General features: G+C 60.2%; 17 protein-coding genes and 1 pseudogene. 15 read left to right on the top strand and 3 right to left on the bottom strand.

Annotated elements, in window-relative coordinates:
- Positions 1-300 precede the first annotated feature (300 nt).
- The 14 genes and pseudogenes from rplC to DWV20_RS06800 all read left to right on the top strand — a co-directional run bounded on the left by rplC (position 301) and on the right by DWV20_RS06800 (position 8436).
- On the top strand, positions 301-921 hold the full coding sequence (rplC, locus tag DWV20_RS06865; protein ID WP_089572481.1) for a 50S ribosomal protein L3: 621 nt from the start codon (positions 301-303) through the stop codon (positions 919-921).
- 46 nt (positions 922-967) lie between these two features.
- Positions 968-1594 (top strand): 50S ribosomal protein L4, encoded by a 627-nt coding sequence (rplD, locus tag DWV20_RS06860; protein WP_006235032.1) that lies wholly within the window; start codon positions 968-970, stop codon positions 1592-1594.
- Positions 1595-1882, top strand: coding sequence for a 50S ribosomal protein L23 (rplW, locus tag DWV20_RS06855; RefSeq protein WP_006235033.1), 288 nt, complete (start codon positions 1595-1597; stop codon positions 1880-1882).
- Between the two features lie 179 nt (positions 1883-2061).
- Positions 2062-2892: a 50S ribosomal protein L2 gene (gene rplB / locus DWV20_RS06850; protein ID WP_118079381.1), complete on the top strand. Its 831-nt coding sequence runs from the start codon at positions 2062-2064 to the stop codon at positions 2890-2892.
- 32 nt (positions 2893-2924) lie between these two features.
- The gene (gene rpsS / locus DWV20_RS06845) at positions 2925-3185 is read left to right on the top strand and encodes a 30S ribosomal protein S19 (RefSeq protein WP_006235035.1); all 261 of its coding nucleotides are present in this window, start codon (positions 2925-2927) and stop codon (positions 3183-3185) included.
- Between the two features lie 14 nt (positions 3186-3199).
- Positions 3200-3571 carry a 50S ribosomal protein L22 gene (rplV, locus tag DWV20_RS06840; protein WP_006235036.1) on the top strand — a complete coding sequence of 124 codons (372 nt, stop codon included), beginning with the start codon at positions 3200-3202 and terminating at the stop codon, positions 3569-3571.
- Between the two features lie 6 nt (positions 3572-3577).
- Positions 3578-4288, top strand: coding sequence for a 30S ribosomal protein S3 (gene rpsC, locus DWV20_RS06835; protein ID WP_006235037.1), 711 nt, complete (start codon positions 3578-3580; stop codon positions 4286-4288).
- Positions 4288-4683 (top strand): annotated as a pseudogene (rplP, locus tag DWV20_RS06830) (50S ribosomal protein L16); the annotation flags it as partial. The gene rpsC and the pseudogene rplP, both read left to right, overlap by 1 nt.
- Positions 4684-4790: 107 nt before the next feature.
- A complete protein-coding gene (gene rpmC, locus DWV20_RS06825; protein ID WP_006235039.1) occupies positions 4791-5006 on the top strand; it encodes a 50S ribosomal protein L29 in 216 nt (71 codons plus the stop codon).
- Positions 5007-5022: 16 nt separating this feature from the next.
- Complete coding sequence (gene rpsQ, locus DWV20_RS06820; RefSeq protein ID WP_006235040.1) at positions 5023-5283, top strand: 30S ribosomal protein S17; 261 nt, start codon at positions 5023-5025, stop codon at positions 5281-5283.
- Positions 5284-5401: 118 nt separating this feature from the next.
- Complete coding sequence (gene rplN, locus DWV20_RS06815; RefSeq protein WP_006235041.1) at positions 5402-5770, top strand: 50S ribosomal protein L14; 369 nt, start codon at positions 5402-5404, stop codon at positions 5768-5770.
- Positions 5771-5783: 13 nt separating this feature from the next.
- Positions 5784-6089: a 50S ribosomal protein L24 gene (rplX, locus tag DWV20_RS06810; protein ID WP_099432059.1), complete on the top strand. Its 306-nt coding sequence runs from the start codon at positions 5784-5786 to the stop codon at positions 6087-6089.
- Positions 6090-6606: 517 nt separating this feature from the next.
- The gene (locus DWV20_RS06805; RefSeq protein ID WP_118256662.1) at positions 6607-7686 is read left to right on the top strand and encodes a Gfo/Idh/MocA family protein; all 1080 of its coding nucleotides are present in this window, start codon (positions 6607-6609) and stop codon (positions 7684-7686) included.
- Positions 7687-7689: 3 nt separating this feature from the next.
- Positions 7690-8436 (top strand): DeoR/GlpR family DNA-binding transcription regulator, encoded by a 747-nt coding sequence (locus DWV20_RS06800; RefSeq protein ID WP_118256661.1) that lies wholly within the window; start codon positions 7690-7692, stop codon positions 8434-8436.
- Between the two features lie 377 nt (positions 8437-8813).
- Here DWV20_RS06800 and DWV20_RS06795 read toward each other — a convergent pair whose 3' ends face one another.
- Positions 8814-9473, bottom strand: coding sequence for an RluA family pseudouridine synthase (locus DWV20_RS06795; protein ID WP_233508892.1), 660 nt, complete (start codon positions 9471-9473; stop codon positions 8814-8816).
- 15 nt (positions 9474-9488) lie between these two features.
- Positions 9489-11984, bottom strand: a complete 2496-nt coding sequence (locus DWV20_RS06790) for a U32 family peptidase (RefSeq protein WP_118256660.1) — start codon at positions 11982-11984, stop codon at positions 9489-9491.
- A 298-nt stretch (positions 11985-12282) separates the two neighbouring features.
- Between DWV20_RS06790 and DWV20_RS06785 the strand changes: the two genes are divergently transcribed.
- The gene (locus DWV20_RS06785) at positions 12283-12660 is read left to right on the top strand and encodes a RidA family protein (protein WP_089572469.1); all 378 of its coding nucleotides are present in this window, start codon (positions 12283-12285) and stop codon (positions 12658-12660) included.
- Positions 12661-12782: 122 nt separating this feature from the next.
- Here the strand turns inward: DWV20_RS06785 and DWV20_RS06780 are convergent, their stop codons facing one another.
- Positions 12783-13439, bottom strand: coding sequence for a transcriptional regulator (locus tag DWV20_RS06780; protein WP_233502309.1), 657 nt, complete (start codon positions 13437-13439; stop codon positions 12783-12785).
- Positions 13440-13699: the final 260 nt, after the last annotated feature.

Genomic DNA, 13699 nt, shown 5'->3' with positions numbered 1-13699 from the left:
ATATGTCTCAGGCCCGCCCCCTCCGCCGCACACTGGGAACGTGCCACGCACTTTACCTGCGTAAACAATGTGAGTGAAATATGAATCTCGATGGATACGCCCGCAGCCGTGTATACTAGACAGCTGTGTGTAACCAGGGGAGTATTCTGGCTGGACAAAACGCCTGCTTAATAGGGTTGTCAGGTAGTTCGGACGCAATACAAGGCTGGAGAGCACGTCGTGTAAGTAGTGGTCCTCTAGGGGCGTACGCTCGGTGGTGTACGCATTGTCCCAAGACCACGCGAGAGTTGGGATCATATCTTGATCAGCATGATTCTCGGCCGCAAGATTGGCATGACCCAGGTTTGGGACGAGAACGACAACGTCGTCCCCGTCACGGTCATCCAGGCTGGCCCCTGCGCTGTCTCGCAGGTTAAAACTCAGGCAACCGACGGCTATGACGCCGTCCAGATCGGTTTCGGCGACATCAAGGCCAAGAACGTGAACAAGCCCATGGCTGGTCACTTCGCTAAGGCTGGCGTCGAGCCTGTCCGCTTCCTTCGTGAGGTCCGCGTCGAGAACGGCGAGGAGCACAAGGTCGGCGAGGTCGTCACCGTCGCTGATTTCGCTGATGTCGAGAAGGTCGACGTCATCGGTACCTCCAAGGGTAAGGGCTTCCAGGGTCGCATCAAGCGCTGGGGTCAGCGCCGCGGTCCTATGACGCATGGTTCTCACTTCCAGCGTCACCCCGGTTCTATCGGTCAGTGCGCCTATCCTGCGCGCGTCCTCAAGGGCGTCAAGATGGCCGGTCACATGGGTAACGAGCGCGTTACCGTCAAGAACCTTTCCGTTGTCCGCATCGATGCCGAGCAGAACCTCATCTTGGTCAAGGGCGCTGTCCCGGGTGCCAAGAATGGTCTCGTCGCCATCCGTATGGCCTAAGGGCCCAGCCCATTTAGCCCAGCGTCATACCAAGGAGAACACTTAAATGGCAAAGTTTGAAGTAAAGAACAGCGAGGGCAAGAAGGTCGCCGAGGCCGAGCTCGCCGCTGAGGTGTACGGCATCGAGCCGAACATCCACGTTATGCACCACATCGTCAAGTGCCAGATGGCCTCTTGGCGTCAGGGCACCCAGTCCGCTAAGGGCCGCTCTGAGGTTTCCGGTGGCGGCAAGAAGCCTTGGCGTCAGAAGGGCACCGGCCGTGCCCGCCAGGGTTCCATCCGTGCTGCCCAGTGGCGTCACGGTGGCGTTGTCTTCGCCCCCAAGCCCCGTTCCTACGCTAAGCGTATGAACAACAAGGAGGTCAAGCTGGCTATGCGCTCTGCGCTGTCCGCCAAGCTGGCCGATGGCGAGCTCGTGCTCGTCGACGACTACGGCTTCGAGAAGCCTTCCACCAAGGCTGCCGTCGCCATGCTCAAGGCTCTCGGCCTTGAGGGCAAGCGTCTGACCATCATCGTTCGCGATGAGGACGTCAACGCCTACCTGTCGTTCCGCAACATTCCCAAGACGTTCATCATCACCGCCGATGAGGCCAACACCTACGACCTCGTCAACAACAACGCTGTGCTGATGCCCGCCGACATCGCCGCTCACTTCGGGGAGGTGCTTGCATAAATGACCGCCCACGAGATCATCATCCGTCCGATCGTGTCCGAGCGTTCCTTCTCCGGCATGGAGCAGAACAAGTACACGTTCGAGGTCGCCAAGGATGCTAACAAGTATCAGATCAAGGACGCTGTCGAGGAGATCTTCGGCGTCAAGGTCGTTCGCGTGAACACCCTGACGGTCAAGCCCAAGACCAAGCGCGTGCGCTATGTCGCCGGCAAGACCCGTTCTTGGAAGAAGGCCATCGTCACGCTGGCCGAGGGCGACACCATCGAGGTCTTTGGCAACCAGGCCTAAGACTCGCTGCTGTTGAGTGAGCTCATGCCTCCCAAATTGGGGAGGCGGGAGCTCAAGGTTTTGGGCGTATAAAATGGACACGCCCGGAACCGTGTATACGTCCGGTGTCATCGCACCCGAGGCAGAACCTCGAATCCCTGTCTGCGATGGCTAACGGATTCCTATTGAAAGGGATTGTAATGGCTGTAAAGCACCTTAAGCCGACCTCCGCCGGTAGGCGTTGGCAGACGATCTCCGACTTCTCCGAGATCACCTGCACCAAGCCCGAGAAGTCTCTTCTCGAGCCCCTGCCCAAGAAGGCCGGTCGTAACAACAACGGCCGCATCACCACCCGCCACCAGGGCGGCGGCGTGAAGCGTCGTTACCGCGTGATCGACTTCAAGCGCAACAAGGACGGCGTGCCCGCCAAGGTTGCCACGATCGAGTACGATCCGAACCGTTCCGCTCGCATCGCTCTGCTGCACTACGCTGACGGTGAGAAGCGCTACATCCTGGCTCCCAAGGGCCTCGAGGTCGGTCAGACCATCATGTCCGGTTCTGACGCCGACATCAAGCCGGGCAACGCTCTGCCCCTCGCCGACATCCCCGTCGGTACGCTCATCCACGCCGTCGAGTTCCAGCCGGGCAAGGGCGCTGCTATCGCCCGTTCCGCCGGTAACTCCTGCCAGCTGATGGGTAAGGAGGGCAAGTACGCTATCGTCCGTATGCCTTCCTCCGAGATGCGCCGCATCCTCGTTACCTGCCGCGCCACCGTCGGTGAGGTCGGCAACGCCGATCACGCCAACATCGTCATCGGCAAGGCCGGCCGTAAGCGTCACTTGAACGTGCGCCCGACCGTCCGCGGTACCGTCATGAACCCTGTCGACCACCCGCACGGCGGTGGCGAGGGCAAGAACCACACCTCTGGTCGTCCCTCTGTTACCCCCTGGGGTAAGCCGACGAAGGGCCTTCGTACGCGCAAGAAGAAGAAGGTCTCGAACCAGCACATCATTCGTCGCCGTAAGAAGTAATTTCGGATACCGAGTTTTAGGAGAAAGCACTTATGAGCAGAAGTCTCAAAAAGGGCCCGTTCGTGGAGACTCGCCTTCTCTCGCGTATCACCGCGATGAACGAGGCTGGCAAGAAGGACGTCGTGAAGACCTGGTCCCGCGCGTCCACCATCTTCCCCGAGATGGTTGGTCACACCATCGCCGTCCACGACGGCCGCAAGCATGTGCCCGTGTATGTTACCGAGTCCATGGTTGGTCACAAGCTCGGCGAGTTCGCGCCGACTCGTACGTTCCGTGGCCACAAGGCCAAATAGGGGGTTAACCGTAAATGGCAACTAAGTCTATTGAAACTGAGGCCACCGAGGTTCGCGCCGTCGCTAAGTACGTGCGTGTTTCCCCCAGCAAGGCCCGCCTGGTGGTCGATCTGATCCGCCGCAAGCCTGTCGCTCAGGCCTTCGACATCCTCCACTTCTGCGACCGCGCCGTCGCCGTGGATGTCGAGAAGGTTCTCCGTTCCGCCGTTGCGAACGCCGAGAACAACAACGGTCTGCGTGCCGACAACCTGGTTGTCGCCGCTGCCTATGTTGACGAGGGTCCGACGCTTAAGCGCATCCGTCCCCGCGCCAAGGGTTCCGCTTCTCGCATTCTGAAGCGTACTTCCCACATCACCGTCGTCGTTGCTCCTCGAAAGGAGGCGTAAAGCTGTATGGGTCAGAAAGTCTACCCCACCGGCTTCCGTCTTGGCATCACCGAGAACTGGCGCTCCCGCTGGTTCGCAGAGAAGGATTACGCTAAGACCCTCGGTAACGATCTCGAGATCCGCAAGTACCTCGAGAAGCGTCTTTCCCGCGCAGCTGTCTCCCGCGTCGAGATCGAGCGCGCTGGCGACAAGGTGAAGGTCATCATCCTCACCGCTCGCCCCGGCGTTGTCATCGGTAAGAAGGGTGCCGAGATCGATACCCTCCGCACCGAGCTCGAGAAGGTCGCTGGCGTCTCCAAGGGCCAGCTCTCCGTCGACGTTGTCGAGATCAAGCGCCCCGAGCTCGACGCCAACCTCGTTGCTCAGTCTATCGCCGAGCAGCTCGAGGGCCGCGTTGCCTTCCGTCGCGCTATGCGCAAGGCTGTCCAGTCCGCCCGGAAGGCCGGCGCTAAGGGCATCCGTATCCAGTGCTCCGGTCGTCTCGGCGGTGCCGAGATGGGCCGTCGTGAGTGGTACCGCGAGGGTCGCGTGCCTCTGCACACCCTCCGTGCCAAGATCGACTACGGCACGGCTGTCGCCAGCACCACCATGGGCGCTTGCGGCGTGAAGGTCTGGATCTACCTGGGCGAGAAGCTCCCGGGCCAGCCTGTTCCCAACCCTGCACTCGAGGGCTCTTCCCGTCCTCGTCGTCGTAACTCCGAGAGGAGGGGTCAGTAGTGCTTGCCCCTAAGCGTATTCTTCACCGCAAGGTGCAGCGTGGCTCCATGAAGGGCCAGGCCAAGGGTAATACCGAGCTGCATTTCGGCGAGTTTGGTATCCAGGCTCTCGAGGCCCATTGGATCACCAACCGTCAGATCGAGGCCGCTCGTATTGCCATGACCCGCTACATGAAGCGTGGCGGTCGTGTCTACATCACGATCTTCCCCGACAAGCCCATCACCAAGAAGCCTGCCGAGACTCGCATGGGTTCTGGTAAGGGTAACCCCGAGGAGTGGGTGGCCGTCGTCAAGCCCGGCCGCATCATGTTCGAGGTCAAGGGCGTGCCCGAGGAGGTCGCTCGCGAGGCTCTGCGTCTTGCACAGCACAAGCTTCCCATCAAGACCAAGATTGTTGCTGCCAAGAACGCTGAGCAGCGCATCGAGAAGGAGATGGCTGAGGAGGCCGCTCTCGAGGCCAAGTGGGCTGCTGAGGACGCCGCCGCCGCCAAGGAGGAGAACTAATGAAGCCCGCAGAGATTCGTGAGCTCTCGGACGCTCAGCTCGTTGAGAAGCTGAAGGAAATGCGCGCCGAGCTCTTTAACCTTCGTTTCCAGATGGCCACCAGCCAGCTGGACAACACCGCTCGCGTCAACACCGTGAAGAAGGACATCGCTCGCGTCCTCACGGAGCAGCGCGCCCGCGAGATCGCAGCGGAGAAGTCCGCTGTCGCCGAGTAGGACCTAAGGAGAGAACATGACTGATTCGCGTAACTCGCGTAAGGTCCGTACGGGTGTCGTTACCTCCGTCTCCGGTGCCAAGACCATTGTTGTCACCATCACCGAGCGCAAGCGTCACCCCAAGTACGGCAAGATGATGACCAGCTCCAAGAAGCTGCACGCTCACGACGAGGAGTGCACGGCTGGCGTGGGCGACACCGTCCGCGTTATGGAGACCCGTCCTATGTCCAAGATGAAGCGTTGGCGCCTCATCGAGGTCGTCGAGCGCGCTAAATAAGCAGTCGCTCTTACGACTTGTACGTTTCCGAAGATGTGCGTATGCCTGGCTTGCATACCACGGGCCGTATAAAGGCCGCGCACCTCTCTTCGGTTCTTAGTTCGGAGGAACATCTACCATGATTCAGATGCAAACCATGCTGAACGTCGCCGACAACTCCGGCGCTCGCAAGATTCGCTGCATCAAGGTGCTTGGCGGTTCCAAGCGTCGTTATGCAGGCATCGGCGATGTGTTCATCGGTGCTGTCCAGGAGGCTACCCCTGGCGCCAACGTCAAGAAGAAGGACGTTGTCCGTTGCGTCGTCGTTCGCACCGTTAAGGAGATCCGCCGCAAGGATGGCTCCTACATTCGCTTTGATGAGAACGCCTGCGTTGTCATCAACAACGATGGTTCGCCCGTCGGCACCCGTATCTTCGGGCCCGTCGCTCGCGAGCTTCGTGACAAGAAGTACATGAAGATCGTCTCGCTCGCTCCCGAGACCCTGTAGTTAGGGGAGATATATGTATATCAAGAAGGGCGATAAGGTCCAGGTTCTCTCTGGTAAGGATCGCGGCAAGCAGGGCGTTATCCTGCGTGCTCTCCCCGCCGAGAACAAGGTCGTTGTCGAGGGCGTTTCGGTCGTCAAGAAGGCCGTCAAGCCCAACGCTGCCAACCAGCAGGGCGGCATCGTCTCGCAGGAGGCTCCCATCGACGCCTCCAACGTCAATCTCGTCTGCCCCGAGTGCGGTAAGGTTACCCGCGTCGGTCACGAGAAGGACGGCAAGAACAAGCTGCGCGTCTGCAAGAAGTGCGGCCACAAGTTCTAAGCTGCCCGCAACATCAAGTTGCTAGCAAAGGCCCGGATGCCACGGCACCCGGGCCTTTTTCTATCCCTACTCATTGCACTCATTGGGGACAGACTTAATTGAGTAGTTATCTTGCTCATTGGGGACAGACTTAAATGAGTGGGTTAGCCGTTGGGGAAGGTCCTTCGCGGGCAGGGCGATCTTCATGGCGTTCCTAGGGTCCTTTCGACCGATATCTCCTGTGCAAATCTTCGGCCTGAGACGTATCGGGGATCAACCTACTGGATGCATCAAGCATAGATTCTTATCCGCCTAAGAGCCAATATCGGTCGCGCGTCGTGCTCTGTAAATTGCATGCTTGCGTGTCTGTGCGCGTTCTCTTGCGTTCTATTGCGCACTACCGCGTATATATGTGCCGTTTTCGGGACAATAATGACCGTTTAGCGGTGAGATACGCACAAACGCGCACAGACGCGCGTGTTTGTGCGAATATAGAGCTGTCAGAAAGCAAGGCGTTCTATGACACAGGAGGCACATAATGGCAGATTCCAAGCAGGCTCCGCTCGACGCGGCGGCAGCCGCCAAAGCAGCGTTCGCTTCGGTCCAGGACAAGCCGTTCCCCGACGATATCTTTACGGCCCCCGAGCTTCGTTGGGCTGTGATCGGTTGCGGTGTTATCGCCAACCAGATGGCTCAGTCTCTCGCCCTTGCCGGCCGCAAGCTCGCGGGCGTTGCCAACCGAACGCTGTCCAAGGCTCAGGCTTTTGCTGAGCAGTATGGCGTTGAGAAGGTTTATGACACGGTCGAGGACCTTTACGCCGATCCGGGCATCGACGCCGTCTACATCACCACCCCGCACAACACTCATATCACCTATCTGCGCGCTGCCCTGGCAGCCGGCAAGCACGTGCTCTGCGAGAAGGCCATTACCCTCAATTCCGCTGAACTCGATGAGGCCCGTGCCATTGCCGCCGAGCACAACGTGGTCCTTATGGACGCTACCACGGTGCTCCACATGCCCTTGTATCAAGAGCTGCGTCGCCGCATGGATGCCGGCGAGTTCGGCCGCATGAACCTCGCTCAACTCAACTTTGGTAGCTACAAGGAGTACGGCGACCTGACTAACCGCTTCTACAACCGTAGTCTTGCCGGCGGTGCCATGCTCGATATTGGTGTGTATGCCCTGTCCGTCATGCGCCTGTTTATGGCGAGCCAGCCCGCCGAGGTCGTGTCTCTAGGCAACACCTGCGAGACTGGCGTCGATGTTGCGGGCGGCATCGTCTGCCGCAATGCCGAGCAGCAGCTGGGCGTCGTGAGCCTTACGCTTCACTCCAAGCAACCCAAGCGCTCGGTCATCAGCTTTGACAAGTGCTACATCGAGGTCAACGAGTATCCGCGTGCCGACCATGCGATCATCGTGTGGACTGCAGACGGTCACCGTGAGGAGGTCCACGCCGGCACCGAGGCCTACGCGCTGTGCTACGAGATGGCTGACCTCGAGAAGGCCGTCGCCGGCGATGATTCCAAGCGTGAGCTTCTGGATTATGCTTCTGATGTTATGGAGCTGATGACCAAGCTCCGTGCCGATTGGGGAGTCGTCTACCCCGAGGAGGAGTAAGCGATGCTCGCGGAAGATAGGCTCAATGCGATCGTCTCGATGGTGCAGCAGGCTGGTTCAGTAACGGTGCCAGAGCTTGCCGATGCCCTGGGTGTGACGGCTTCTACCATTCGACGCGACCTGCAGACGCTTGACCGAGCGCACCGCATCGCCAAGGTGCACGGTGGCGCGACAAGCCTTGAGCGCGCGCACGTGACGCGCGACTTAACGATCAGTGAGCGCAGTGATCTCCATAACGACGACAAGGAGCGCATCTGCGCCCGTGCGGCGGCGCTTGTGGAGCCCGATAGTTTCGTGTATATCGATTCGGGTTCCACGACCCTCAAGCTCATCGAGCATCTTCCGCATCTCGAAGGGGTTACCTATGTGACTGATTCCGTGCTCCATGCTCAACATCTCGCTTTGCGCGGCATGCGTACCGTGGTGCTGGGCGGCGAGCTCAAACCCGAGACCGAGGCGCTCGTTGGCCCCGATGCCTTGGCAACTCTAGAACGCTACAACTTCAACTGCGGCTTTTGGGGCTCCAACGGCATTGCCGCCGAGCAGGGTTTTACGACTCCCGATATCGAGGAAGCGCAGGTCAAGCGTATCTCGATGCGCCATACGGCCAAACGCTTCGTAATCTCGGACGCCAGCAAATTTGGCATGGTGGCGCCCGTCAAGTTCGCGGACTTCCGCGACGCAACAATTATTACCGCGGGCGAGGTGCCCGCAAAGTACCGGGCAATGGACAACGTCGTCACGGTCTAGCGGCGGGGCAAGGCCAAAACCATTTAGTTCTCTCAATAGAAAAGCGGCAACGTCCATTACGGGCGTTGCCGCTTTCGTTGTCTGCCGGTTTGTCTAAATCTGTAACAACCAGACCGTTAAAAGCAGGCTAGATGTTACAGATTGAGATTGCTTGGGGCGACGCTGGTGGTTTGTCTAAATCTATAACATCTGAGGCTGATTTTGCCGAGCTACTGTTACAGATTGAGATTTTCCCTTAAGGGGGATTCGAATGTCTCGATCTGTAACAGATAGACCGGAAAACGGGTTCTAACTGTTACAGATCGAGACGTTTTGGGACCGCGGCTGAGTCATTGCGGCAAAACCACCACAAAGGTGCCTGTCCCCATTGTGGTGGTTTAGGGCTCCCAGGGGCAAGGGGCTTCGATGTGGATGTGCTCGCCGGTTACGGGATGCGTAAAGGACACGCTGTGGGCATGGAGCATGAGGCCGCAGGGGCGCGGCGTTCCGTACAGGTCGTCGCCAACCAGGGGATGATGCTCGCTTGCCAGGTGCACGCGGATCTGATGCTTGCGGCCGGTGAGCAGCTCGACATCAATATACGAGCGCGTGGGCAGGCCGCGGCGGCTCTTAAGGCGCTTGAGTACCTTGACGCGCGTCTGAGATGGCTTGCCGCTGGCGCCAACGCGCATCTTGCGGCTATCGTGGCGGTCGCGGGCGATGGGCTTGTCGATGAGCTTCTCGTTCCAGTCGATTTTGCCCTCGGCGAGCGCCAGGTAGTGCTTTTCGAAGGCGTGGTCGATGACCATCTGGTCAAAGGCGGGTTGCGTCTGCTTGTCGAGCGAGAACAGCACCACGCCGGTGGTGTTGCGGTCCAGGCGGTTGAGCGGCTGCATGTCAGTCGCGGCAAAGCCGTCGCCCATCGCCAGCAACAGATCGCTGGCGTAGTCGGTAAGCGTGCGCTCGCCGGTGCCGTCGCCGTGGACGATCATGCCGGCGGGCTTGTCGATAGCCATGAGCCAGGCATCGCAGTAGAGGACTTGAGGTTCTTCGTTCACGTGTAAGCCTTTCGGTTAACTAATTCCCACAAACATGCAGCCCGAGGTGGCACCGCGCAGGCGGGCGGCGGGCTTGCGGCCGGCTTGCGCTGCCTCGACGGCGCGGCGGACGCGAGCGACGGCGCGGCCCACCTCATCCGTCTCGAGCAGCGTGCCGTCCACCATAAGACGGCGCACACCGGCATCGAGCAGCTGTGGTACCTGCGGCGTAAGGTCGATGGGGTAGGCATCGTACAGGCGCGAGCGGCCGTGGATGTCGGTACGGACCGGCATGACCTTGCCGTCGATATTCTTGAGCGAGAGCTTGCGGGCACGCAGGCGGCAGTTGGCGCAATCGTGGATGCAGCCGTTGGCAACCTGCAGAATGCAATGCTCGCTTGTCATGACGCGCGGGCGGCCAAAGACGGTGATGCCTAGAGCCGCGGGCGCGGCGGCGCCGAGCGAGACAATCTCGTCGAGCGTGATCTCGGGCGAGAGCCAAAACGCACCGGCTCCGCGCTCGGCAAGCGCCTCCATGCAGGGCGTGTTGTGCACCGGCAGGCAAGAGCGAATCTCGGCCGTGGCGCCAACCTGGGCGGCCAGGGCAAGCTCAGAGATGTTGCCAATAGCGACCGTGGCGCCGGCAACAACCCATGGGTCAACGCGGACGTGGTCAACGGCGCGGCAGACCTCATCGAGCACGGGTACGATGTCCTGCTCAAACGTATCGGCGGGGGAGAGCTCGGCCGCATCGAGCGCGTCGGTGGTCATGTAGATGCGCGTTGCACCCTCCGCCCGCGCTGCCTCGGCGGTCTCGAGCGAGGTGACGGTGGCGCAGATCTGCGGCTCGTCGCGGTAGTGCTCGGGCTCGGGGCGGGAATCACTGGTGACAATCGCCGGCAGCTCGAGCGTTTTCGCGCGCTCCGCGTACGGCGCCAGAATGGCCTCTTCCAGCGCCTTGCAAGCGGCGGCGCGCACCTTATGTACGGCGGAGAAACCCATGCCACAGCCCTCATCGAGCGCCACCTCAAAGCTCGCAGCCTCAAAGGGAGAGGAACCCATGCGGCCGACGTGCTCAACCAGATCGGACGCCTCGACCGCACGGGTCTTGGCGGCTTCGACAGTAAAGCCCGTGGCCGTGGCCGTAAGCGAAGGGTCGTCGCAGCAGGTGAGTGTGACGGCAAACGGCTCGCCCAGGCGCGCCACGACGGATACATCAACAGCTCGGCGGCGCAGCACATCGCGCTTGAGCGCGGCGCTGGCAGCGTCAATAGCGCGCTGGCTTCGAATCACGCGCACGCGGCAGCCCTCGGGCATGCTACGGGGCACGCGACACTCGATAACATCGCCGGCAGCGGCATCATCGGCGGCGATGGTGGTCAGGAACTGGTCGAACTCATCGTCGTGGCGAAGCTCCAGCAGGTCGCCCTTGCCCACGGGCTCAAACAACTCAATGCGGGCGATGGCGGCGCGGCGACGGCGGTCGTCGGGCTTGAGCCCGCGCACATCGCGGTTGGCCAGGCGGCTGCCGAGCACCGTGCCCACGATCTGGCCGCGGTTGTTGGAGCGCTCGTAACTCATCATCTCGTCACCCGAGGTGCCGTCTTGGTAGGCGTGCGTAAAGTCACGGTTAAAGCAGCGCTTGAGCTGGCGCTGACGGGCGGCTTCCTCGTCCTTAGAGGTCGAAACATCGGCCAGCATGTCATCAATCTGATGACGATACACGTCGACGATGGAATACACGTAATCGGGCGCCTTCATGCGGCCCTCGAGCTTGAGCGACGCAGCGCCGGCGTCATACAGGCGGCGAACAAGTTGTGAGGTGTTGGTGTCACGTGGGCACAGCGCGCGCTCGCGACCGGCAGGGGAGAGCGAGCGACCGTTCTCGTCGATCAGCTCGTAGGGCAAGCGGCAGGGCTGGGCGCACATGCCACGGTTGGCCGATCGTCCCGCCATGGCAAAGCTCGAAAGCAGACACAGGCCAGAGTAGCAAAAGCAGATGGCGCCATGGCTAAAGACCTCAAGGTCCACATCGGGCGCGGCATCGTGGATGGCGGCAATCTCGTCGATGGAAAGCTCGCGCGAGAGGGTCACGCGGTCGGCGCCCTGCTCGCGGCACCAAAGGGTTCCGCGGTCGTCGTGGATGTTCGCCTGGGTCGAGATATGCGTCTCGATGCCGGGCATGGTGCGCTTGACCTCAAAGAACAGGCCCCAGTCCTGGATGATGAAGGCGTCGGCGCCCAGCGTGGAGCAGCGATGGATGAGCTGCAACGCATCGCTCATCTCGGATTCCTTGATGACGATGTTGACCGTGACGTAGACGCGCGAGCCGGCCAGGTGCGCGGCGCGGCAGGCCTGCTCAAAGGCCTCGTCGGTAAAGTTGGTGGCCTTGCGGCGTGCGTTGAAGCTGCCCATGCCGCAGTAGATGGCGTCTGCCCCGGCGGCGAGTGCGGCGGCAAAGGGCTCGGGCCCTCCGGCGGGCGCCAAAAGCTCGGGTCTGCGGTTGGTGGTTCGACTGGCGGTTGCGGTCATATCCTGCCTTTCAAAATGCTCAGATACTCAAAAGTATAGTGGTGCCGTCGCGGCAGGCGATGCCCGCGTTCCAAGCGGGATAAAGTCTTCAGCAGCTTGGACTGGCTGCTCCACATGAGAACCGTTCAGCGGTCCGGGGAAACCGTTGGGCGATAAAATATTCTCGCAACGTGATAATAATCTTGCATCGCGCGGAAACCTTGAGTACTATCCCAATCAAGCGCGGTGTTCAGACCGAACTGTGCCTCCCGGTGTGAACGCCGCGCTCCCGTTCCCTTTTACTTGTAAGGAGAAAAACATGAGCAAGACCGTCGTGTCTTCCGATAACGCACCCGCAGCCATCGGCCCGTATTCCCCCGGTATCCAGACTGGCAACATGGTGTTTCTGTCCGGCCAGCTGGGCATCGATCCCGCGACCGGCAAGCTGCCCGAGGGTGTCGAGGCCCAGGCTAAGCAGTCCCTTGCTAATGTCGAGGCCCTGCTGACCGCTGCCGGCGCCACCTTTGCCGATGTCGTCAAGACCACAGTCTACCTGGCTGACATTGCCGACTTCGCTGCCGTAAACGAGATCTACGCCTCCAAGTTCGAGGCCCCGTTCCCCGCGCGCAGCGCTTTCCAGGTTGCCGCTCTTCCGGCTGGCGGTCTGGTCGAGATCGAGGTTGTCGCCGCTCTCTAAGGTGTTGGTAACAACTAAACATGACATGCAAAAAGACCCTGCAGCGCGTGCGAGCTGCAGGGTCTTTTGTCAAGCGATGCGACAAAAATGATCCGTTTCCCTTCGTCCCCAAGGGATCACGTTTAGCCCTCCTTGCGAACTTTTTGCAGGTAGCGGTAGACGCTGGGCTCCGAGATGCCCAGCGCGGTGGCGGCGCAGGCCACGGCGCCCTTGAGCATAAACACGCCGTTGCCGTTGAGGTGGCGAATGACGTCCACGCGGTCGCTCTGGCCAAGCGACGCTACATCCAGCCCGCGCGCGCTCAGCAACTCGGCAATGCTGCGGTCGATGAGCTCCTGTGTGGACTCCGAAAGGCTTTCGACCTCGATAGGGGCGGGCTCCGTGCGCGTCGGCGCCGCGTCGAAGCAGGCCATGAGCTGCTGTGCCATGGCGTTGATGGAGCGCACGGTCGAGAGATCGGTGTTGACGCAGAGCATGCCGACGATCTCTTTATCCTCGCGGATAAAGTACGTCGCTGACTCCAACGTCTTGCCACCGGCACCGCGCCCCTCATAGCCCGTAATAAACGGCAGGTCGCGATACTTTGGGTCGTGCATGATCTTGAGCGCCAGATCGGTGGCGGGACCGCCGACCTTACGGCCGCTCACGATGCCGTTGCGAATATCGACGATGGCGTGGTCGGGATCCGAGAAATCGTGCAGCACGATCTCGCTGTTTTTGCCGAGTATCTGCTCCAGGAAATCGACCATCGGCAAAAAGCGACGTACGGTCTCGTTCACGGGCAACTCCTTTGGGTGAAAGCGGAAGTTTCATAACAATTTTTTCTCATGGTAACACGCTACTCTTCATCTCGTATATCCGCAGGTACATTGCGTAATACAGACGAACGGTAGGAATTTGGCGGTAAACGGTTGACCAAAAGAAAAGTTAGATGTTATTTTGACCAGACACTTTCCTGACCTGCGGAAATGTATTATCTCAGCTGAAGAATAGTCTGATAACAAAAAATTATTATTGAGAATGAGAATCATCTTTAATA

Origin of the sequence: Collinsella sp. AF02-46-1, from assembly GCF_003465825.1 — a bacterium.
Classification (GTDB): Bacteria; Actinomycetota; Coriobacteriia; order Coriobacteriales; family Coriobacteriaceae; genus Collinsella.
The sequence above is the reverse complement of the archived record's forward strand: the minus strand, read 5'-3'. Positions and strand labels throughout refer to the sequence as shown.